This is a genomic window from Candidatus Limnocylindrales bacterium, assembly GCA_035571835.1.
Classification (GTDB): domain Bacteria; phylum Desulfobacterota; class Binatia; order UBA1149; family CAITLU01; genus DATNBU01.
This window is the reverse complement of sequence record DATNBU010000030.1, coordinates 1-23,898: the sequence shown is the minus strand read 5'-3', so window position 1 is coordinate 23,898 and position 23,898 is coordinate 1. Positions and strand designations below refer to the sequence as shown.

8 protein-coding genes and 1 tRNA gene are annotated in these 23,898 nt (G+C 68.5%); 2 read left to right on the top strand and 7 right to left on the bottom strand.

From position 1 onward, the window contains the following. Nucleotides 1-42 precede the first annotated feature (42 nt). Nucleotides 43-1,266: an MFS transporter gene (locus VN634_14290; GenBank protein ID HXC52052.1), complete on the top strand. Its 1,224-nt coding sequence runs from the start codon at nucleotides 43-45 to the stop codon at nucleotides 1,264-1,266. 60 nt (nucleotides 1,267-1,326) lie between these two features. On the opposite strand, the gene VN634_14285 is transcribed toward VN634_14290, so the two are convergent. From VN634_14285 to VN634_14265, 5 genes are all read right to left on the bottom strand, one after another. Further along, nucleotides 1,327-5,640, bottom strand: a complete 4,314-nt coding sequence (locus VN634_14285; protein HXC52051.1) for a S8 family serine peptidase — start codon at nucleotides 5,638-5,640, stop codon at nucleotides 1,327-1,329. A gap of 29 nt (nucleotides 5,641-5,669) precedes the next feature. Continuing rightward, nucleotides 5,670-10,109 carry a S8 family serine peptidase gene (locus VN634_14280; protein HXC52050.1) on the bottom strand — a complete coding sequence of 1,480 codons (4,440 nt, stop codon included), beginning with the start codon at nucleotides 10,107-10,109 and terminating at the stop codon, nucleotides 5,670-5,672. Between the two features lie 90 nt (nucleotides 10,110-10,199). Beyond that, nucleotides 10,200-19,757: a S8 family serine peptidase gene (locus VN634_14275; GenBank protein HXC52049.1), complete on the bottom strand. Its 9,558-nt coding sequence runs from the start codon at nucleotides 19,755-19,757 to the stop codon at nucleotides 10,200-10,202. Nucleotides 19,758-20,188: 431 nt separating this feature from the next. Next, nucleotides 20,189-20,680 (bottom strand): flavin reductase family protein, encoded by a 492-nt coding sequence (locus VN634_14270; GenBank protein HXC52048.1) that lies wholly within the window; start codon nucleotides 20,678-20,680, stop codon nucleotides 20,189-20,191. A 41-nt stretch (nucleotides 20,681-20,721) separates the two neighbouring features. After that, nucleotides 20,722-20,808: transfer RNA gene (locus tag VN634_14265), tRNA-Leu, on the bottom strand. 31 nt (nucleotides 20,809-20,839) lie between these two features. On the opposite strand from VN634_14265, the gene VN634_14260 reads away from it, so the two are divergent. Beyond that, complete coding sequence (locus VN634_14260) at nucleotides 20,840-21,562, top strand: hypothetical protein (protein HXC52047.1); 723 nt, start codon at nucleotides 20,840-20,842, stop codon at nucleotides 21,560-21,562. 456 nt (nucleotides 21,563-22,018) lie between these two features. Here VN634_14260 and gcvPB read toward each other — a convergent pair whose 3' ends face one another. Together gcvPB and VN634_14250 are read right to left on the bottom strand one after the other, a co-directional pair. Continuing rightward, complete coding sequence (gcvPB, locus tag VN634_14255) at nucleotides 22,019-23,485, bottom strand: aminomethyl-transferring glycine dehydrogenase subunit GcvPB (protein HXC52046.1); 1,467 nt, start codon at nucleotides 23,483-23,485, stop codon at nucleotides 22,019-22,021. Next, on the bottom strand, nucleotides 23,482-23,898 hold a 417-nt coding region (locus VN634_14250; GenBank protein ID HXC52045.1), incomplete at its 5' end, for a hypothetical protein. The genes gcvPB and VN634_14250, both read right to left, overlap by 4 nt.

The window sequence follows — 23,898 nt, the reverse complement described above, 5'->3', positions numbered from 1 at the left end:
CCGCGGCGGCATCGCCGCCGGCGCCGGACCGCAGCGTAGCGCATGACGGGCAGCGCCGAGCGCGATCGCGCGACTCTTCTTTCCACCGCGTTCCTGCGCGCGCTCGCGACCGGGCTCATCGGCGTCGAGCTCGGACTCTACCTGACGCATCTCGATCTCGGCGCATCGCGCGTCGGCCTCGTCGTCGCCGCCGGACTGCTCGGCGGTGCGCTCGCGGCGCTGGTCGCGACGTTCGCGGCGGACCGGCTCGGACGGCGGCGCATGCTTTTCACGCTGACGATTCTCGGCAGCATCGGCTGCGCGGTGGCGGCCGCGTCGTCGTCGTTCGTGGCGGTCGCTGCTGCCAGCTTTGCAGGAATGCTCAACGGCATGGGCCGCGACCGCGGCGCTGCGCTCGTCATCGAGCAGGCCATGCTTCCGGCCACCACGACGCACGACGCGCGGACTCGTGTGTTCGCCTGGTACAACGTCGCTCAGGATGCGGGCCATGCGCTCGGCTCGCTCGCCGCCGGCCTGCCGACGCTGCTCGTCGCGCTGGGATGGGCCGGTGGCCTCGGCGCGCACCGATCGACGATGCTGGTGGCCGCCGCGCTGACGCTCGCTCCCTTGCCGCTGTATTTCCGCCTGGGCCCCGAGGTCGAAGCGCCCCGCAGCGCCGATGGCTCACGGCCGGCGCGCCGGCTCAGCACCGAGAGCCGCGGCCTGCTGGTGCGCATCTCGGCATTGTTCGCGATCGACAGTCTCGCCGGCGGCCTGCTGGTCACGTCGCTGCTGTCATACTTTTTCTTCGAGCGCTTCGCGGTCACCGAAGCGACGATCGGCGCGCTGTTCTTCGCGGCGCGACTGCTCAACGCCGTCTCGCACCTCGGCGCGGCCTGGCTCGCGAAACGGATCGGGCTCGTCAACACGATGGTGTTCACGCACATCCCGTCGAGCCTGCTGCTCGTCACGGTCGCGTTCGCGCCGAGCTTTCCCGTCGCCGCCGTGCTGTTCCTGCTTCGCGAAGGGCTCGTCGAAATGGACGTGCCGACCCGGCAGTCCTACGTGATGGCCGTCGTCAGGCCCGAGGAAGCGACGTTCGCGTCCGGCGTGACGAGCCTCGTGCGGCTCGCGGCGTGGGCCGCCGGTCCCGGCCTCGCCGGCTTCTTCATGCAGTCGTCGTCGCTGATGACACCGCTCGTCGTCGGCGCCGGCATGAAGATCACGTACGACCTGCTGCTGTGGCGCGCGTTCCGCAAGGTGCGCCCGCCCGAAGAGCTGCCCTAGAGATCGGGGATAGACACCGATTTCGCGAAATCAGTGTCTGTCCCCGATTTTCCCGATTTTTTACAAGCCGATCGTCGTCGACGTCGTCACGAACAGAGTCGTCGTTACGCCGGTGGCACCCGGACAATGGCCTTCGAGGTCCTCGCCGACGGCGCGGCGAAGGATCGCGAGCGCATCGGACGCGCCGACTTTGCCGTCGCCGGTAAAGTCGCACAGCGCGAGGCTGCAGGTTGCGGTGCCGACCGCTGTGCGCAGTGCCTTGAGTGCATCGGGAGCCGTGATGACACCGTCTTCGTTCGCGTCGCCGCACTCGAAGGCAGCCAGCGTCGTGGTCGTGGTGCCGCAGCCGTCGATCGAGTCGCCGCTGCACAAGCCGCCTGTGCACGAGTCCGGCGCGGTGCAGGAGTTCCCGTCGTCGCACGGGCTCGTATCCGCATCGGACGCGTCGCACGCATCCTCGCCTTCGTTGCAGCTCTCTGCGCAGTTACCGTCGCCGTCGGCGCCGGGGCACGGGTCGCCGGAATGCTGGCACGTGCCGGCGGCGCACGACTCGCTGCCGTTGCAGAACAGACCGTCGTCGCACGGGGCGGCGATGGCCGGATGCTGGCACGATGCCGACGATCCGTCGCACGCATCGCCCGTGCACGGGTTGGCGTCACCCGTGCAGGCCGTGTCCGCCGCACGCAGCGCGTCCTGCGGACACGCTTTCGATGCACCGTCGCAAACCTCGGCCTCGTCGCATTCGCCGGCGCCCGGACGGCACGTCACCGTCGTTCCGGCGACCGCATCACCGGGACAATCGGCGGCAGCGCCGGTGCACTTCTCGGCGACGTCGCAGACATTCGTCGCCGGACGGCACGTCACCTGCGCCGCGACCAGTGCGTTGCCGGGGCACGCCGGTCCAGTTCCCGTGCACCCCTCTGCCGGATCGCACACGCCTGCGCTCGCGCGGCACGTCACACCGCTTGCCGCCATCGCGTCGGACGCGCACGCCGCAGATGTTCCTGCGCAGTGTTCGGCGACGTCGCAGACTCCCGCCGACTCGCGGCAGACGACGCCGGCCGTTTCAAAAACATCGGCGGGACACGCCACTGCCGCTCCATCGCAGTGTTCGGCGACATCGCAGACGGAAACCGCCGGCCGGCAGATGGCCGCGCTGCCGGCGACCTGATTCGCCGGGCACGCACCGCTCGTGCCCGTGCAGCGCTCGGCGAGATCGCAGGCTCCCGCTGCCGCGCGGCATACCGCCGCGCTCGAAAGGAAACTGTCGGCCGGACACGACGCGCCGGCGCCCGAGCAGGTTTCGGCAGGATCGCAGACCCCGCTGCTCGTGCGGCACACGGTCGCCGTCGAAAGCAGCGTGTCGCCGGGACACGTGGCGCTAGCGCCGGTGCACGATTCGCCAACGTCGCAGACGCCGCCCGACGGCCGGCAGAGCGTCGTCGAGGCCGCGAACGAATTCGACGGACACGACGGCGCCGATCCGGTGCACGACTCGGCAACGTCGCAGACGGAGCTCGCGTCGCGGCAGATCGTCCCGGATGAACGATAGAGGTCGGGCGGGCAGCCGCCGCCGGTTCCGGCGCAGGTCTCCGGCGCATCGCAGCCTCCGGCCGGCGCGCGGCAGACGGCGGAAGTCGCCGCGAACGAATCGGCCGGACACGCGGCCGAGCTGCCGGTGCAGCGCTCGGCGGCGTCGCAGACTCCGCTTGCCGCGCGGCAGACGATCGAGGACGCTGCAAACGAATTTGCCGGACACGTCGCGCTCGATCCGGTGCACGTCTCGGCGACATCGCAGTCGCCGGCCGACGGCCGGCAGATGCTGCCGGCATTGCCGGCGGTGTGCGCGCAGGTGCCGCTGCCGTTGCAGCGGTCGAGCGTGCACGGGTTCGCGTCGCTCGTGCACGCGGTGCCTGCGCTGACCGAGCAGTTGTTCGCACTTTCGTTGCACGAGTCGTTGCAGTCGCCGCCGAGAGCGCACGGATCGCCCGAGCCGGTGCAGACGCCGCTTACGCAGAGATCGGTTGCCGTGCAGAACAGCGAGTCGTTGCACGGCGAGCCGTTGCTCTCCTTCGTGCAGGTCGGCGAACAGCAGTCGCCGGCGGCGGTATTGCCGTCCTCGCACTCTTCGTTCGGATGGAGCTTGCCGTCGCCGCAGACCGGGATTTCCGGGTAGCTCGTCAGCGACCAGTCGCCGCTGCCGGACACGCGCTTGATGAACAGGTAGCGCGTCTCCGACGCCGTGGGCGTGAACGTCAGCGTCTCCGCGGCGCCGGGCCCTGCGTTCGTGCTCGATGCGAGGATGACGGGATTGCCCTTCGCGTCCGGAGTGTCGCTGTAGAGATAGAGGTCGTAGTCGGCCGTCTGCGCCGGCGCGAGCGCGATCGTCGTCGACGGTCCGCTCGTGATGCCGAGCTTTCGTCCCCACGCGCGGCGATCGAAGCGGCCGCCGGCCGACGTGCTGGAGAGCTCGTCGCCGGACCATGTCAGTGAGATGGCTTCGATGGCGGCGTCGGGATTGATGAGCCCGTAGCCTTCGAACACGTCCTTCGGCGTCGCCGCGCGGCCGAGCGTCGGATTGGCTCCGCTTCCGACCTCGCGGTTCGCGTTGGTCTCGGTCGCCGATGCCGTCAGCATCATCTTCACGAACAGCGGCTGCGCCGGATCGAACGTCCACGGCGTGCCCGCCTGTTTCATCGCGTCGATCACGAGCGCCGCCGACCCGGTCACGAACGGCGCGGCCATCGAGGTGCCCTTGATGTTGTAGTAGTCGTTGGGAACGCGGTCGGGGAACGATTCGATCTGCGCGTCCGCATCGTTGGTGTCGACCGACATGATGTACGAATAGTAATCCGAGCCGCCGGGCGCGAGCACGTCGGGCTTGATGTCCTCGGTCGCAGCCGGCGCCGCCGTGCCGCTGCTCGTGTAGCGCGTGAGCTCGTTGATGTCGTTGCTCGCGCCGACGGTGATCACGAGCGAAGCACGCCCGGGATCGTCGGTCTGATTGCCCGCAGCCGAACCCGGACCGTCGTTGCCGCCGGAGCACACGACGATGATGCCGTTCTCGACTACCGTGTTGACCTTGGCCCTCAGCGTCACGTCGATGCCCGGGCTTCCGGTGATCCCGATGCTGATGTTGATGACCTTGATGTTGTGCGCCGCGCTTTCGGTGACGAGGTCGTCGAGCGCGGCCGCGATGATCGCACTCGTGCTCGCTCCGGTATTCGTGAAGACCTTGGCGCCGGCCCAGCGCACGCCGGGCGCGACACCGCGAAGCGCGTTGAACCCGTCGCCGACGGCCGGGTAGTTCGTCACCGTGTTGACGATCGCGAAGCGGCCGATCTTCTTCATCTGGTTCTGTTCGAGCCCCGCCGTGTACGCGAGGCTGATGTCGGTCGTCAGGTTGGTGTCGAGCAGCACCGGCGGCGGCCCGGCCGTGGCGTCGTGCTGCGACGTGAAGAAGCTGGTGTTGCCGTTGGGTCGCGAAGCCAGGATCAGCAGCGCCGACGCCGTGCCGACCCACGTCGCGTCCTCCTGGAACAGCACCGAACCCGGCGGAAGATGCACCATGCTGATGAAGAAATTGTTGGCGGCGATGCCCGCGAGATTGTTGCTGTCGGTGTAGTGCAGCGTTCCCGGGCCGACGCCGAACGACGCTCCGGTGCCGAACGCAATGCCCGCGACATGCGATCCGTGATGGCCGATGTCGCGCGGCGTCGGCTCGGCATCGGTCGTGAAATCCTTCCAGTACTCGAGGCGTCCGGCCAGGTCGGTGTGCGAGTCGTCGACGCCGCCGTCGACGATCGCGATCGTGGTATCGGCGCTTCCGGAGAAGCCACTCGTGCTGCCCGCGAAACCGTTCGCCCACACCGGCCGCACGCGGCCGCCGCGCGTGGCTTCGTCGAGATGAAGCTGGACCGGAAGGTCCGGCGCCACCAGCCGCAGCGACGCTCCGAGAGCGGCCGGCAGCGTGTCGATCGCAGCGCGCGGCACGACTCCGCTCCAGCCGTAGCTGACGGCCTGGTACAGGTGCTCGATGCGGCCGCCGGCCGCATCGAACGCATCGATCTGCTGCGGAGTGACCTGCGCGTCGAAGACGACCTCGACCCGCACCGGCTCGGCAAGCCGCGCGGCGAGCTCTTCGCGGCGCGCGGCATTCTGCTCCTGCGCGAGCGATCGCCGGAGCTCGCCGGTCTCGTGGTCGAGCCGGTCATCGATGCGGTTGCGATCGGCATCGACTTCGGCCGTCGAAGGCAGCTCCGGCCGCACGCGCGGGCTGGCAGGCGGCACCGGATGCTGCGGCGGCGCGGCGAGCGCGACCGCCGCCGGCAGCGCGACGAGCGCGACGATTCCGTACAGAAACGACGATTTCATGATTCCCCCGCCCCGAAAGACCAGTATCGCTATCGAAGGTCCAGCGTAGTCGTCACCGCGAGCGTCGTCGAGACGATCGCGTTCAGCGCGGCGGGACACTGCGGCGGAATGTTCTGCCCGACCGCGCGCCGCAGGATCGCCAGCGCGTCGGTTGCAGTGACCTTGGAGTCGCCGGTGTAGTCGCAGACGTCGACCGCGCACGTCGACGTGCCGACGGCCGTGCGCAGCGTGAGGAGCGCATCGGCCGCGGTGATCGCGTCGTCGCCGTTCGCGTCGCCGCAGAGGCCGGCTTCGAGCGTCGTCGTCGTGATCGGGCCGGCGATCGTCGTGGTCGTGCAGCCGGCGGACGCATCGCCGCTGCAGACGCCACCCGTACACGAATCCGATGCGGTGCATGCGATCCCGTCGTCGCACGGGCTTCCGTCCGGGTCGGGCGAATCGCACGAGGCGCCCTGTTCGCGGCATCCTTCCGAGCAGTCGGCGTCGCCGTCGGCACCCGGACACGGATTGCCCGCGTGCACGCTGCACGATCCGCCGCTGCACGAATCGGGGCCGTTGCAGAACAATCCGTCGTCGCACGCACCGGTGATTGCGACGTGCTGGCAGACTGCCGTCGAACCGTCGCAGACGTCGCTCGTGCACGTCTTGCCGTCGCTTGCGCACGGCGCGCCGGCAATGCGGAACAGGTTGGCGGGACACGACGTCGTGATTCCGTCACAGCGCTCGACCGCGTCGCATTCGCCCGAGCTCGACCGGCACAGCACCGACGTCGGCAGCGCGGCATCGGCCGGGCAGCCCGCGCTCGTACCAGTGCAGCTCTCGGCCGCGTCGCAGTCGCCCGCTTTCGCGCGGCACGTCGTCGAAGCCGGCGAGAAACCGTCGGCTGGGCACGTCTTGGTGGTACCCGTGCATTTCTCTGCAACGTCGCAGACACCCTGCGCCGCACGGCACGTCACGCTTGCCAGTGCGACGGCGTCCGCCGGGCACGCGGCCGACGTGCCCGGGCACGATTCGGCAATGTCGCAGATGCCGGCTGCGCTCCGGCAGACGACGTCTCCTGGCGCGAACGCATCGGCCGGACACGAGGTCTGCGAGCCGGTGCACTGCTCGGCGACGTCGCAGGCTCCGGCGGCGGCGCGGCAGACCGTGCCGGACGCAGCCGCGGCGTCGCCCGGACAGTCGGAGTCGATGCCGCTGCAACGCTCGGCCGCATCGCACGGCGAAACCGACGAGCGGCACACGACGGAGCTCGCCTGCTGCTGGTCGGCGGGACACGCTGCCGCGCTTCCGGTGCAGCGCTCGATGGCGTCGCACACGCCCGCCGCCGCGCGGCATGCCGTGGCTGACGTGCGGAAGCCTTCCGCCGGGCAGTCCGCGGTGCTTCCGGTGCAGCTCTCGGCAACGTCGCACACGCCGGAGATGGCGCGGCAGACCGACGACGTGGGCACAAACGCGTTGGCGGGACACACGGCGCTGGTGCCGGGACACAGCTCGTCCACATCGCAGACTCCGCCGGCCGCGCGGCAGATCGTGTCCGGCGTTGCGAACGTGTTGGCGGGGCACGCCGCATCGCTGCCCGTGCAGGTCTCGGCCACGTCGCACGCGCTCACGGCGCTGCGGCAGACCGTCGAAGAATCACGGACGCCGTCGGCAGGGCACACGCTGCTGGTTCCGCTGCAGCTTTCGGCGGCATCGCATGCGGTTGCTGCCGCACGACACGTGGTCGCGGTGGTCGCGAACGAGTCGGCGGGGCACGCCGGGCCTGAGCCCGTGCAGCGTTCGGCCGCATCGCAGATCGCGCCGGCCGCGCGGCAGACGGTCGCGCTCGAGACGAGCGAATCGGTCGGACAGCCGCTGCTCGCGCCCGTGCAGGTTTCCGCCGTATCGCACACGCCGGTCGCGCTGCGGCACACGCTTCCCGCATTGCCGGGCGGATGCGCGCAGCTTCCGGCGCCGCTGCACTGGTCGAGCGTGCACGGATTGGCGTCGCTCGTACACGGCGTGCCGGCCGCGCTCGCGCAGTTATTGATGCTCTCGTTGCACGAGTTGTTGCACTCGGCGCCGCCGCTGCACGGGTTGCCCGAGCCGGTGCAGACGCCGCCCGAGCATGCGTCGGTAGCCGTGCAGAACAGCCCGTCGCTGCACGGAGAGCCGTCGCTCTCGGCGGTACATGTTGACGAGCAGCAGTCACCGCTCACCGTGTTGCCGTCGTCGCAGTCCTCGGTCGACTGCACGGTCTGATCGCCGCACACCGGGGTTTCGGGGAAGCTCGTCAGGCTCCAGCCGCCGCTGCCGGAGACGCGCTTGATGAATAGGTAGCGCTTCTCGTTCGCGGTCGGCGTGAAGTTGAACGACTCGACGATGCCGGTGCCGGCTTTCGTGCTCGACGCGCGAATGACGGGATTGCCCTTCGCATCCGGAGTCTCGCTGTAAAGATAGATGTCGTAGTCCGCCGTCGAGTCCGGAGTCAGCATCACCGTCGTCGGAAAGCCCGACGTGATGCCGAGCCTGCGGCCCCACGCGCGGCGGTCGAAGCGTCCGCCGGCCGACGCATCGCCGATATCCTCGCCGGACCATGTCAGCGACACGGCTTCGATGGCCGCATCCGGATTGATCAGGCCGTAGCCTTCGAACAGGTCCTTCGGAGCGGCGGCGCGCCCGAGCACGGGATTGGTGCCGGTCGCGACCTCGCGATTGGCGTTGGTCTCGGTCGCCGACGCGCACAGCATCATCTTGACGAACAGCGACTGGCTGGCCGCGAACGTCCACGGTGTGCCCGACTGCTGCATCGCATCGATGACGAGCGCCGCGGCGCCGGCCGCGAACGGCGACGCCATCGAGGTGCCCTTGATGTTGTAGTAGTCGTTGGCGACGCGGTCCGGGAACGTCGTGATCTCCGCATCGGCGTCGTTGCTGTCGACCGACAGGATGTACGAATAAAAGTCCGAGCCGCCGGGCGCGAGCAGGTCGGGCTTGAGGTCCTCGGTCGCATCGGGCGACGCAAAGCCGCTGCTCGTGTACTGCGTCAGCGTGTCGACGTCGTTGCTCGCGCCGACGGTCAGCACCAGCGCCGCGCGGCCGGGATCGTCGACCTGGTTCGCCACGCCCGAACCCGCGCCGTCGTTGCCGGCCGAGCACACGACGACGATGCCGTTGGTCGCCATCGTGTTCGCCTTGGCCCGCAGCGTCGCATCGATGCCCGGCGACCCGATGATGCCGATGCTCATGTTGACGACCTTGATGTTGTGCGCCACGCGTTGCGCGACCAGGTCGTCGATCGCGGCGGCGATAGTCGTGCTCGATCCGGTGCCGGCGTTGGTGAAGACCTTGGCGCCGGCCCATCGCGCTCCGGCAGCAACGCCGCGCATCGCATTGAACCCGTCGCCCGGCCCCGGGTAGTTCGTGATCGAGCTCGCGACTGCCCATCGCGTCAGCGTCTTCTGCTGGTTCTGCGCAAGCGCCGACGTGTAGGCCTGCGCAGGATCTCCGGCGAGCTGGGTATCGAGCTGCAGCGGCGAGACCGCCGTTGCCGAATTGCTGAACGACGAATACAGGCCGCCCTGCCCGTTCGCCCGCGTGGCCAGTCGCAGCAGCGTCGAGCCGCCGCCGAGCCACGTCGCGTTCTGGCTGAACAGCATCGACGGCTCGGTCAGGTGCATCATGCTGAGAAAGAACGAGTTGGCGGCGACGCCGGCAAGGTTGCCGCTGTCGGTGTAGCGCAGCGTGCCGGGGCCCTGGCCGAACGCCGCACCGGTGCCGAGCGCGATGCCGGCTACGTGCGATCCGTGCTGCACGATGTCGCGCGGCGTCGCTTCGTTGTCGGTCGTGTAGTCCTTCCAGAACTCGACGCGCCCGGCGAGATCGGTATGCGAGTCGTCGACGCCGGAGTCGATGATGCCGATCGTGATGTTGGCCGATCCGGAGAATCCGCTGCCGCTGTTCGCAAAGCCGCTCGCCCAGACCGGCCGCACGCGACCGGTACGCGTGGCTTCGTCCATGTGCATCTGGGCCGGAAGGTCCGGCACGACGATGAGCAGCGATTCGCCGAGCGCGGCGCTGACGGCGTCGATCGACGCGCGCGCAATCGTTCCGGTCCAGCCGTAGCTGACCGCCTGGAAGACGTGCTCGATGCGTCCGCCGGCGGCCACGAAGGAATCGATCTGCTGCTGCGTGATCTGCTCGCCGAACACGAGCTCGACGCGCATCGGCTCGGCGAGCCGCGCGGCTGCTTCGCTGCGGCGCGCGTCGCCGGTCGCGGCGGCAAGCGCGCAGCGCAGCTCTGCGATCTCGCGATCGAGTCGGTCGTCGATGCGGTTGCGATCGACGTCGGCCGCGGCGGTCGCGGGAAGCTGCGGCCGGACAATCGGCTCGGCAGGCGGCGCCGCCCGCAATCGCGGATCCTGCTGGGCAGACGCAGCGGCGGGAAGCGCCAGCAGCGCAACCATCAGGAACCGGATTCCATGCTTCATAAGATCGGCGATCCTAACTGCAGGACGCGACAGAAGCCCGCGCGTCTCGCACAGAGTCGCAGGATCGGACCGGCAGAATCGCCGGCCGGTCTAACGGCTGAGAGTGGTCGTCGTGACCAGAAGCGTCGTCGAGACCTCGGCCTGAGGCGCAATTGGACACTTGGGCTCGACGCTCTGGCCGACGGCGCGCCGCAGGATCGCGAGCGCATCCGACGCCGTGATCCTGCCGTCGCCGGTGTAGTCGCACAGCGTCAACGAGCACGTCGCCGTTCCGACGGCGGTGCGAAGGGCCTTCAGGGCATCGGTAGCCGAGATCTTCAGATCCTCGTTCGCATCGCCGCACATCCCGCCTTCGTTCGTCGTCGTCGTGACCGGGCATCCGTCGCCGCAGACGCCGCCCGCGCAGCTGTCGAGCTCGGTGCAGGTCTGGCCGTCGTCGCACGGACTTCCGTCCGGATCCGCGGCCGAGCAGTCGTCGGCCGTTTCGTTGCACGATTCTGCGCAGTTGCCGTCGCCGTCCGGTCCGCTGCACGGGCTTCCTGCGTGCTGGCTGCAGGCTCCGCCGCTGCACGTGTCGGCGCCATTGCAGAACGCGCTGTCGGTGCACGCGGAGCCGTCCGGATCGGGCGCGTTGCAGAGCGCGGCGTTCTCGTTGCACGACTCGGCGCAGTTGCCGTCGCCGTCCGGGCCCGCGCACGGGTTGCCGGAATGCTGGCTGCAAAGACCCGACTTGCAGGTGTCGGCGCCGTTGCAGAACACGCCGTCGCTGCACGGCGTCGAATCGAGCGCCGGCACGCACGTGCTCGAGCAGCAGTCGCCGCTTGCCGTGTTGCCGTCGTCGCAGAGCTCGCCGGCATCGAGGCTGCCGTCGCCGCATTCGCCGCAGCCGCTGCTGTCGGCAACGCAGATGCCGGCCTGGCAGTGGTCGGACGTCGTGCAGGAGATGCCGTCGTTGCAGCCGCTGCCGTTGGGATCGCCGGCCGTGCAGGCGTCGGCCGCTTCGCTGCAGCTCTCGCTGCAATCCGCATCGCCGTTCGGGCCGGGGCACGGATCGCCCGCGTGCACGCTGCAGACGCCGCCAGAGCACGTGTCGGCGCCGTTGCAGAACAGGCCGTCGTTGCATGCGCTCGAATCCGGGTCGGCCGCGTTGCAGAGATCGGCGTTTTCGTTGCACGACTGCGAGCAGTTGCCGTCGCCGTTGGCGCCCGGGCACGGATTGCCGGCGTGCAGGCTGCACGTCGTCGCGCTGCACGTGTCGGCGCCGTTGCAGAACACGCCGTCGTCGCACGCCGCGCTGTTCGCCGAATGGCTGCAGGTCGCGCTCGAGCCGGTGCAGACATCCGTCGTGCACGGATTGCTGTCGCTCGCGCACGCGGTGCTGCTTCCGACGAACACGTCGGCCGGGCACGTCTTGGCGGTGCCGCCGCAGCTCTCCGGAAGATCGCAGACGCCCGCGCTCGCGCGACACGTCACCGACGCTCCGGCGACGCCGTCGGCCGGACAGGCGGCGGATGCGCCGCTGCACGTCTCCTGCACGTCGCAGACTCCGCTCGCGGTGCGGCAGACTTTGGTCGCCAGCGCGAAGCCGTCGGCCGGACAGTCGCTCGCGGTTCCCGAGCAGGTTTCCTCGGCGTCGCAGATGCTGCCGGCCGGGCGGCACACGGCGCCGGCATTGCCGGGCGGATGCGTGCAGAGCGCCGACGTGCCGTCGCAGACGTCCGCGGTGCAGAGGATTCCGTCGCTCGTGCAGCCTGTATCCGCTGCGGCAACGGTATCGGCGGCGCAGGTCTTGGCTGCGCCGTCGCAGCGTTCGGCGACGTCGCACTGCCCTGCGCTCGCGCGACAGGTCTTCGACGTGCCGGCGACCACGTCCGCCGGACAGGTCGCACTCGCGCCGCTGCAGCTCTCCGCGAGGTCGCAGATGCCGCCGGCCGCGCGGCAGACGATCGAAGTGTTCGCGAACGCGTTGGCCGGACACGCCGTGGCCGTTCCGTTGCAGGTCTCCTCGATGTCGCAGATGCCCGACGAGCTCCGGCAAACGGCGCCGGCGTTGCCGGCCGGATGCGTGCACGTCGCCGACGAGCCGCTGCAGATGTCTTCGGTGCACGGCGATGCGTCTGCCGTGCAGCTGGTGTCCGCCGGAGCGAATCCATTGGCCGGGCACGCCTTGGCGGCTCCGTCGCACGTCTCCGGTTCGTCGCACTCGCCGGCCGCTGGGCGGCACGTCGTCGTGCTCGTCGCCACCGCGTCGCCGGGACAGGTCAGTGACGAGCCGGTGCAGTTTTCCTGGAGGTCGCAGACGCCGCCCGCCGTGCGGCAGACGACGTTCGTACCGGCGAACGAATCGGCCGGACAGGAAGACGAAGCGCCCGTGCACGTCTCGGCGGCGTCGCAGATCCCGGTGGAGCCTCGGCACGTGGTCGAGCTCGGCGCGAAGCCGTCGCTCGGACAGCTCGCGGCCGCTCCGGTACAGCGCTCCGCCGCGTCGCAGACGCCTGCGCCTGCGCGACACACGGTCGCGCTCGATGCGAACCCGTTGGCCGGACACGTCCCGCTCGTTCCCGTGCACGATTCGTCTTCGTCGCAGACACCGGCGCTGTCGCGGCAGACGGTGCCCGACGGCGCAAAGCCGTTGGCCGGACACGACGTCGCGGTTCCCGTGCAGGTTTCCTGTTCGTCGCAGATGCTTGCCGCCGAACGACACACGGTCGCAGTCGAAGCGTAGCTGTCGCCCGGGCACGTGCCGCTGGTGCCGGTGCAGGTTTCGGCCGCGTCGCAGACGCCGTTTGCCGCGCGGCAGACGACACTCGAAGCGGCCACGACGTCGGCCGGACAGGCCGCACCGGTTCCGCTGCACGTCTCCTGCGCATCGCACACGCTCGCCGACGCGCGGCAGATCGTCGAAGTCGAAGAGAATGCATCCGTCGGACACGCGGACGACGTTCCCGAGCAGCGCTCGATCGCGTCGCACACGCCGCCGCTCGAGCGGCAGACCGTTGCCGACGTTGCAAAAGCGTTGGCGGGACAGGTCGAGCTCGTTCCGGTGCAGGTCTCGTCCTCGTCGCAGACGCCGACGCTGTCGCGGCAGACCGTCGACGCGGACGCGAAGACGTTCGTCGGGCACGTCGTGCTCGCGCCGTTGCAGGTCTCGGCAACGTCGCAGATGCTGCTCGCGCTTCGGCACGTGATGCCGGACGAGACGAGAAGGTCGGCGGGGCATGCGCTTCCCGCGCCGGTGCACGATTCGGCGGCATCGCAGATTCCCGCTGCCGCACGGCACACCGTGGCCGTCGTCGCGAACGCGTCGACTGCGCAGGCCGCGGACGAGCCCGTACAGAGCTCAGCCGGATCGCAGATGCCGCCGGACGGCCGGCACACCGAGCTCGATGCGGCAAAACCATCGGCCGGGCACGACGCCGACCCGCCGGTGCAGGTTTCCTGCGTATCGCAGATGCCGGCGCTGGTGCGGCAGACGGTGGTGGAAGCAGCAAAGCCGTTTGCCGGACAGGTTGCCGTCGACCCTGTGCAGGTTTCGTCGTCGTCGCAGACGCCGGCCGATGCGCGGCAGACCGTCTCTATGGATGCGAACTGATCTCCCGGACATGCCGCCGAGCCGCCCGTGCACTTCTCGGCGAGATCGCAGTTTCCGGCCGTCGGGCGACATACCGTGCTCGAGTCGGCGAACGCATCGGCCGGGCACGAGTTCGATGCACCGGTGCAGCGTTCGGCCGCGTCGCAGATGGTCGTGCCCGGACGGCACACCGTCGATGATGATGCGAAGCCGTCTCCGGGACACGTTGCCGACGCGCCCGTGCACGTCTCCTGCGCGTCGCAGATGCTCGCCGACGCGCGGCACACCGTCGAGCTTGCCGCGAAGCCGTCGGCCGGACACGACGCGGACGAGCCATTGCAGGACTCCTGCGCGTCGCAGAGCCCGGTGCTCGAGCGGCAGATCGAAGCGGTCGATGCGAAAATGTCGTTCGGGCACGCCGCGCTCGCGCCGGTGCACGTCTCCTGAACATCACAGATGCCCGCAGAGCCGCGGCAGATCGTCGCGGTCGACGCGAATCCGTCGGCGGGACATGTGGCGGAACCGCCGGTGCACTTCTCCGCAAGATCGCAGTTGCCGGCAGTCGGGCGGCAGACGGTGTTCGAGTCGGCGAACGCGTCGGCCGGGCACGAGCTCGATGCACCGGTGCAGCGTTCTGCCGCATCGCAGATGGTCGTGCCCGGGCGACACACCGTCGACGATGATGCGAAGCCGTCTCCGGGACACGTCGCCGAAGCGCCGGTGCACGTCTCCTGCGCATCGCAGATGCTCGTCGACGGCCGGCACACCGTCGAGCTCGCGGCGAAGCCGTCGGCCGGACACGACGCGGAGGTTCCGTTGCAGGACTCCTGCGCGTCGCACAGGCCGGTGCTCGGGCGGCACAGCGTAGCCGTCGAGACGAGAATATCGCCCGGGCAAGTCGCGCTCGCGCCGGTGCACGTCTCCTGAACATCACAGATGCCCGCGGAGCCGCGGCAGATCGTCGACGTCGACGCGAATCCATCGGCAGGACATGCGGCGGAACCACCGGTGCACTTTTCGGCAAGATCGCAGTTGCCGGCAGTCGGCCGGCAGACCGTGTTCGAGTCGGCGAACGCGTCGGCCGGACACGAGTTCGATGCGCCGGTGCAGCGTTCGGCGGCATCGCAGACGCCGGTGCCGGGTCGGCAAACCGTTGACGACGACGAGAAGCCGTCGCCGGGACACGTCGCCGAAGCGCCTGTGCAGGTCTCCTGCGCGTCGCAGATGCTCGTCGACGGGCGGCAAACGGTCGAGCTCGCGGCGAATCCGTCGGCCGGACAGGACGCCGACGTTCCGTTGCAGGTCTCCTGCGCGTCGCACAGACCGGTGCCCGGACGGCAGAGCGAAGCCGTCGATGCGAACGTGTCAACGGGACACGTCGCGCTCGCACCGGTGCACGTCTCCTGAACGTCGCACACGCCCGCTGAGCCCCGGCAGATCGTCGCGGTCGACGCGAATCCGTCGGCGGGACATGCGGCGGAGCCGCCGGTGCATTTTTCGGCAAGATCGCAGTTGCCGGCGGTCGGACGGCAGACCGTGTTCGAGTCGGCGAACGCGTCGGCGGGGCATGAGTTCGATGCGCCGGTGCAGCGTTCGGCGGCATCGCAGACGCCGGTGCCAGGTCGGCAAACCGTTGACGACGACGAGAAGCCGTCGCCGGGACACGTCGCCGACGCGCCCGTGCACGTCTCCTGCGCGTCGCAGATGCTCGTCGACGGGCGGCACACCGTCGAGCTCGCGGCGAAGCCGTCGGCCGGACACGCCGCCGCCGAGCCTGTACAGCTTTCGAGCACGTCGCAGAGGCCGTTGCTCGAGCGGCAGATCGAAGCGGTCGATGCGAAAATGTCATTCGGGCAAGTCGCGCTCGCGCCGGTGCACGTCTCCTGAACATCACAGATGCCCGCGGAGCCGCGGCAGATCGTCGACGTCGATGCGAATCCGTCGGCAGGACATGCGGCGGAACCGCCGGTGCATTTCTCGGCGAGATCGCAGTTGCCGGCAGTCGGCCGGCAGACCGTGTTCGAGTCGGCGAACGCGTCGGCCGGACACGCGTTCGATGCGCCGGTGCAGCGTTCGGCGGCATCGCAGACGCCGGTGCCGGGCCGGCAAACCGTTGACGACGACGAGAAGCCGTCGCCGGGACACGTCGCCGACGCGCCGGTGCACGTCTCCTGCGCGTCGCAGATGCTCGTCGACGGACGGCATACCGTCGAGCTTGCGGCGAATCCGTCGGCAGGACACGACGCAGAAGTTCCGCTGCAACTCTCCTGCGCGTCGCACAGGCCGGTGCCCGGGCGGCAGAGCGTCGCGGTGTTCGCGAATCCATTCGCCGGACACGTCGCGCTCGCGCCGGTGCACGTCTCGTCAACGTCGCAGACGCCGTTTGCCACGCGGCAGACCGTCGCGGTCGACGCGAAGCCGTCTCCCGGACACGTGGCCGAAGCGCCCGTGCACTTCTCCGCGAGGTCGCAGTTTCCGGCCGTAGGCCGGCAGACCGTGTTCGAGTCGGCAAACCCGTCGGCCGGGCACGAGTTCGACGCACCGGTGCAGCGCTCGGCGGCATCGCAGATGGTCGTGCCGGGCCGGCAGACCGTCGACGACGATGCGAAACCGTCGGCAGGACACGTCGCCGACCCGCCCGTACAGTTCTCCTGCGCGTCGCAGACGCTGGTCGACGTGCGGCACACGGTCGACGACGACGCGAAACCGTCCGACGGGCACGTGATCGAAGTTCCTGTGCAGGTCTCCTGCGCGTCGCAAAGGCTCGTCGAGCTGCGGCAGACGACGCTCGCGGCGGAAAAACCGTTGCTCGGGCACGCTGCGCTGGTGCCGGTGCAGGTCTCGATCGCATCGCACAGCGCGGTGGATGCGCGGCATACCGTCGCGGTCGGCGCGAACACGTCGATCGGGCAGCCTCCGGCGGTGCCAAGGCACAGCTCCGGCACATCGCACAGCGACGTGCTCGGGCGGCAGATCGCCGACGTGGGAAGCAGTGCGTTGGCCGGGCATGTCGAGCTCGTGCCCGGGCATGTCTCCTGCGGATCGCAGACGCCCGTCGATGCCCGGCAGACGGTTGCCGTCGATGCCCAGCCGTCGGCCGGACACGCGCCGCTCGAGCCGCTGCACGTCTCGGCTGCATCGCAGATTGCAGTCGACGGGCGGCACACCGCCGCCGACGACAGGAACGTGTTGGCCGGGCACGATGCCGACGTGCCGGTGCACGTCTCGGCCGGATCGCAGACACCGGTCGACGAGCGACACGAAGTCGACGTCGACACGAAGCCGTCGACCGGACACGCCGCACTGGAGCCGCTGCAGACCTCCTGCACGTCGCAGACACCGTTGGATCCGCGACAGAGCGTAGCGGTTCCGGCAAACCCGTCCGTCGGACAATCGGCGGCGGTCCCGCTGCATTTCTCGGCCACATCACAGGTGCCGTTGGTGGTACGGCACGTCGTCGCGGTCGACAGATAGCCGTCGGCCGGACATGCAGTGCTGCTGCCGTTGCAGCTTTCAGCCTGGTCGCAGACTCCGTTTACCGCGCGGCACGTCGCGCCCGCATTGCCGGCCGCGTGACCGCACTGGCCGGCGCTGCACTGGTCGATCGTGCACGGGTTGGAATCGCTCGAGCACGAGGTGCCGTTGGCCACCAGGCAGTTGTCGGCCGATTCGTTGCAGACGTTGTTGCACTCGGGACCGGTGCTGCACGGATTGCCGCTGCCGACGCAGGCTCCGGCCGAGCAGCTGTCGCTCGCGGTGCAGAACAGGCCGTCGTTGCACGGCGAGCCGTTGGCTTCGACGGCGCACGTCGACGAGCAGCAGTCGCCGCTGACGGTGTTGCCGTCGTCGCATCCTTCTCCGCCCTGCTTGGTTCCGTCGCCGCACGAAGCCTGCGCCGTCGAATTCGTCAGCGTCCACGAGCTTGCTTTCGAACAGACCCTGGCGACCGGATCGCACGTCTCGACGAATCCGCACGCACACACGAGCGCGGCCTGGCCAGCCCCGCACGAGGTGTTGGTGCCGGCGCACGTCGCCGGATCATTGATGTTGCATACCGAGGTGCTTGCAGCACACGCGGTCTGTACCGGAATGAGCTTGATGAACAGGTAGCGCGGCTCGGTCGACGTCGGCGTGAACGTGATCGATTCGTCGATGCCGACACCGGCGTTGGTGCTCGACGCGCGGATGACCGGGTTGCCGTTGGCATCGGGGATGCCGCTAACGAGATAGAGGTCGTAGTCCGAATCCGCAGGGACGTCGAGGTTGAGCGTGACCGCAGGACCGCTGGTGATGCCGAGCTTGCGGCCCCACGCGCGACGATCGAAACGGCCGCTATTGGTCGAGCCGTTCAAGGTTCCACCGCTGTAGACCTGTGTGATCGCCTCGGTGGCGGCATCGGGGTTGATCATCCCGTAGCCTTCGCGGATGTCCTTGGGATCGGCGGCACGGCCGAGAGTCGGGTTGCCTCCGTTCGCCGTCATCTCCCGGTTCGCATTGGTCTCGGTCGACGACGCCAGCAGCAGCATCTTGACGAACAGCGGCTGCGCGCTCGACGCGAACGTCCACGACGTTCCGTTCTTCTGCAGCGCATCGATCATCAGTGCGGCCGAGCCCGCGACGAACGGCGCGGAGGCCGAAGTACCCTTGAAGATGTAGTAGTCGTTGGCGACCTTGTCGGCGAACGTCGACACGCTCGCGTCGGCGTCGTTGCTGTCGACCGACATGATGCCCGAGTAGTACTCCGAGCCGCCCGGCGCGATCAGGTCGGGCTTCATGTCTTCGTCGGAGCCCGGCGACGCAAAGCCGATGCTCGAATATTCGGTCAGGCGGTCGGCGTCGTTGCTCGCGCCGACAGTGATCGCAAGGCCCGCGCGGCCCGGATCGTCGACCTGGTTGCCGCTTCCGCTGGCGGTGCCGTCGTTGCCGGCCGCGCAGACGACCACGATGCCGTTGCCGACCATCGTGTTGACCTTGGCGCGCAGCGCCGGGTCGAGACCCGGCGCGCCGGTCAGTCCGATGCTGATCGTGACGACCTTGATGTTGTGCGCGCTCTTCTGGACGACCAGGTCGTCGAGCGCCGCGCCGATGATCGCAGCGCTGGTCGCATTTGCGTTCGAGACGACTTTGGCGCCGGCCCACTTCGCGCCGGGCGCGACACCGCGCATGGCGTTGAAGCCGTCGCCGACGGCCGGGTACGGCGATACCGTCGTCGCGATCGCAAACTTGTTGATCGAGCCGTTCTGGATCAGTGCCGTCGTGTACGCCTGGGACGGATTGCCGATCGTCTGGCTGTTCAGCGTATTCGGCGAGGCCGTAGCCGAGTTGAAGTTGATCGACAGGAAAGAGCCGCCGACTCCGTTCGTGCGCGCCGCCAGGCGCTGCAGCGCCGATCCGCCGCCCAGCCACGTGGCAACCTGCGTGATGTTCGTGGTCACCGGCGCGTAGTGGAGGAAGTTGTGCGCCCACGCGTTGACGGCAAGTCCCGTCTCGTCGCCGCTGTCGGTGTAGTTGAGCGTGCCGGGACCGACGCCGAAGGCCGCGCCGGTTCCGAGCGCAATGCCGGCAACGTGCGAGCCGTGCTGGACGACGTCGCGCGGGTTCGCATCGCCGTCGGCCGTGTAGTCCTTCCAATATTCGAGGCGTCCGGCGAGGTCGGTATGCGAATCGTCCACGCCGGAATCGACGATCGCGATCGTGATGTCGCTGGTTCCTGAGAGTCCGTTCGACGTGCCCGCGTATCCGGCGACCCACATCGGCCGCACGCGACCGGTGCGCGTGGCTTCGTCCATGGTGAGCTTGCCCGGATGATCCTCGGTGACGACGATCAGCGTGTCGCCCATCGCCGCGGGAAGAGCATCGACCGACGCGCGCGGGAACGTGCCGCTCCAGCCGTAGCTGATCGCCTTGTAGAGATGCTCGATCTCACCGCCGAGCGCGACGAAGTCGTCGATCTGCTGCTGCGTGACCTGCGACGAGAAGACGAGCTCGACGCGAACCGGCTCGGCGAGCTTGTCTTCGAGCTCGCCGCGGCGTTCGAGCACGAGCTCGCGCGCGTAGGCGCGACGAAGCTTGCCCACGGCGTGATCGATCGAGTCTTCGACCCGATTGTCATCTGCATCGATCTGGAATCGGGATGGAAGCTCAGGGCGTACCGCCGGTTCGGCCGGCACTCGCCACTCGGAAGGCGCAGCTTCCGCGCATGGCGGCGCAACCAACCCGGTGAGCCCCACCAACACTCCCAGAACCGAACCGATCGTCGTCCCTCTGCCGATCCGAACGCTCAATGAGAAGTCCCCGCTTGTTTCCGAACGCGGTCACTCTACCGGGGAAGTGGGCTGCATGTAACCCAGAAGCGGGGTGTTTAGCCGGGCAAATCGAAAGAAAAACCTTAGGCGTTACTCAACGACGCGCTGAGCCGCGACGAGCGCAGTGCGGCATGAGTAATCGGGGTCAGAAAAAAATCGGGGTCAGACACGGATTTCGCGAAATCGGTGTCTGTTCCCAATGATCAGAGGTCGCCGATCTCGCGATAGCCGCCGCGGAAGTACAGCAGCGGACCGGTGTCGTCGCGTTCGATGCTGGCATGCAGGACGCGGCCGACGAAGATCGTATGGTCGCCGGCATCGACGACCGCGTGCGGCGCGCACTCGACGTGCGCGATCGCGCCTTCGACCAGCGGGCAGCCGCTGCGGCCGGTACGAAACGGTACACCGCGCAGCGTGCCGAGCTCCGGCTCGCCGGTCTTTGCGAACAGCGAGGAGACATCCTTCTGGTCGGCGGCGAGGATGCTGACGCCGAAGCTCCGGCAGCGCATCAGCTCGGCGTGCCCGTGCGCCGCCTTGTCGACACACACGAGCAGCAGCATCGGTTCGAGCGAGACGCTCGTGATCGAGTTGGCCGTGAGCCCGTGAAGGCGGCCGTCGTTGTCGGTCGTGACGACGCCGATGCCGGTCGCGAAGCTGCCCATGATCCGGCGAAAGGAGGTCGCGTCGATGGACACTCTGCTTCTCAGAGGGCGGCCGTGAGACCGCGGGAAGATGTTGGTGCGAAAGGGGGGACTTGAACCCCCACGACCTCTCGGTCACAGGAACCTGAATCCTGCGCGTCTGCCAGTTCCGCCACTTTCGCTCGAGGCGCGCGGATCATAACGGAAACCGGCTTGCGGGCAAGTGAATTTACCCAGCCGCGCATCGCAAAGATGCGCGACGACCCGTACAATCGCCAGGAGTTTTCAGCCGCAATGGCGCGCAGCCCGAGAGCCATCGTTCCCGACGAGCCAAAGGAATCATCGTCGGCCTGGAGCGCCGTCGTCCTGATGGCGTCGAGCGTGGGCGCGTTCGCGCTTTTTGCGCTGTTTCTCGCCAACAATCACCGCTGGACCGACGAGCTGCTTTCGCGCCTGCCCTCGCCCGCCGGCTCGCTGGCCAGTGACGGAATCGTCGCCGAGCAGCTTCGCCTGACCGACGTTCATACCGAGCACATGACGCTGTCCGACCGTTCGGTCGCACTGCTGTTCGAAGCGACGCTCGTCAACGACTCGTCGATTCCGGTGCGCGGCATCCGGCTCGAAATCGAGGGATATCGCGACGGCAAGCTGATCGCGAAAAGCCAGGGGACGTGCGGCAAGAACGTCAGCGTGCGGCTCGTCAAGCGACTGTCGCGCGACGAAGTTTCGGCGTTGATGGGGCTTGCGACGGAGAGCGAGGTGCTTGCGCCGGGAGAGCGGACCGACTGCCAGGTGGCCCTTACCCAGCTTCGGACGGAAATCGACGAGGTCAGCTACCGGATCGCGTCGGCCGAGCCTAGCGCCGGCCATCCTCCCGCGGATTCCGCTGCGGACTCCGATCCGGATCTGCCGGCCGATCCTCATCCCGCGGAGTAACATCGATCTCCTCCGGCTTGACCGCCTGCCGGAAGTTCTTGATGCCGCGCCCGATGCCTTCACCAAGCTCCGGCAGCTTCCCCGCGCCGAAGATGATGATGACGATCACGAGAATGATCAGCAGCTCGTAGATGCCTAGACCGAACATGTCCCCCGACTATAGGCGGTATTTCGGGACGGGCCAACAAAGACGGGGTCGGCCGTATTTCGGGACGGGCCGACAGACGTGGGCCGGACGCCGATAAGGACCCATCTGCCGCGTTGCGATCCGCTTCGTTCGGTCGACGTACGGGAAGTATGACTCCCTCACTACGCGGATCGCGCCTTGCATCTGGGCCCTTCTCGACGCCCGGCTCGTGTTGCGTGGGCTCTCGCGGCTTGGCTGCCCCACCCACCTTTTCTGTGGTGCTGAGTCGTTTTAACGACGCTCCCGAATATCTCCGGGAAGCGTGGTCATCAGACCTCTTGCTTCTCCGGTTCCTGGTGGCCCGGCCACGTCAGGATGGGGAATCTTGCAGCACGCGTCTCGTCGAGCCTTGCGAGAATCGTTTCGTGCGGCGCCTCGCGAACCTTGTCCGGATCGTTCTCGGCTTCGTCGGCTACGGCGAGCATCGCGTCGATGAAGCTGTCGATGGTTTCGAGGCTTTCGGTTTCGGTGGGCTCGATCATCAGCGCGCCGGCGACGACCAGCGGGAAGTAGATGGTCGGGGCGTGGAAGCCGTGGTCGAGAAGGCGCTTGGCGATGTCGAGCGTCTTCACGCCGGAGCGCAGCTGCAGCTTGTCGGTCAGCACGACCTCGTGCATGCACGGGCGATCGTACGCAACGGCGTAGCGCGGCGTCAGGCGCGCCTTGATGTAGTTCGCGGCGAGCACGGCGCAGCGGGTCGCATCGGTGAGGCCGTCGCCGCCGCACGCGGCCATGTACGACCACGCACGCACGAGGATGCCGAAGTTGCCGTAGAACGAGCGCACCTTGCCGATCGAGTCCGGGCAGTCGTGATCCCACGCGAGACGGCCGTTCTTTTCGACGATGCGCGGACGCGGCAGGAATTTTTCGAGATGGCTCTTCACGGCGACCGGGCCGGCGCCGGGGCCGCCGCCGCCGTGCGGAGTCGAGAACGTCTTGTGCAGGTTGAACTGCAGCACGTCGGCGCCCATGTGGCCGGGCTTCGCGACGCCCATCAGCGCGTTCATGTTCGCGCCGTCCATGTAGACGAGGCCGCCCTTCTCATGCACGACGGCGGCGATCTGCTCGATGTCTTCCTCGAACAGGCCGAGCGTATTCGGATTGGTCACCATCAGCGCGGCGACGTCTTCGTCCATGCGCTCGCGGACGGCAGCGGTCGACAGAAGGCCGCGCGCGTCGCACGGCACCGAGACGCTGTCGTAACCGCAGAGCGTCGCGCTCGCCGGATTGGTCCCGTGCGCGCTCTCCGGAATCAGCACCTTCCTCCGCGCTCGGCCTTCGGCCACGTGCCATGCGCGCACCATCTTCATGCCGGCGAGCTCGCCCTGCGCACCGGCGGCCGGCTGCAGGGATACCGCATCGAGGCCGCTGATCTCGCAGAGCCGGTGCTCGAGATCGACGAGAAGTCGCAGCGCCCCCTGCACCAGCTCTTCCGGCGCGTACGGATGAATGTTCGCAAACCCCGGCAGCGCGGCGGCGCGCTCGTTGGCAACCGGGTTGTACTTCATCGTGCACGAACCGAGCGGATAGAAGTTGGTCGCGGCCGAGAAGTTGAGTTGCGAGAGCCGCACGTAGTGACGGATCACTTCGGGCTCGCTGACTTCCGGAAAATCCTCGAGCTCGTCGCGAAGCAGCGAAGCGTCGATCGGAAGCGGGCCGCCGGCTCCGGCGACGTCGACGCCGCTGCGGCCGGGACTGCCCTTTTCGAAAATCAGCGGTTCGAGCCTGCGCGTCATGCCGCCTTCCTCTGCGCGAGGCGCGCGACCAGCGCGTCCACGTCCGCATCTTTCGTGCATTCGGTAACCGCGATCAGAAGGCGGTTCCTGTGTTCGGGCCGCCCCGGAATCAGCGGCGCAATCTTCACGCCGGGAACGAGGCCGGACGCGGTGCAGTGCGAGAAGACCGCGTCGAGGTCCGGCACGTCGGCGGTGAACTCGTTGAAGTACGGCGCAGCAAACGCGACGTCGATTCCTGCTTCGCGGCGAAGCCGGTCGGCGGTGCGATGCGCGGCGCGCGCGTTCTCGATTGCGAGCGCGCGCAGGCCGCTGCGACCGGTGAGGCTGAAGAACACCGTCGCGCACAGCGCGGCAAGCCCCTGGTTCGTGCAGATGTTCGACGTCGCCTTCTCGCGGCGGATGTGCTGCTCGCG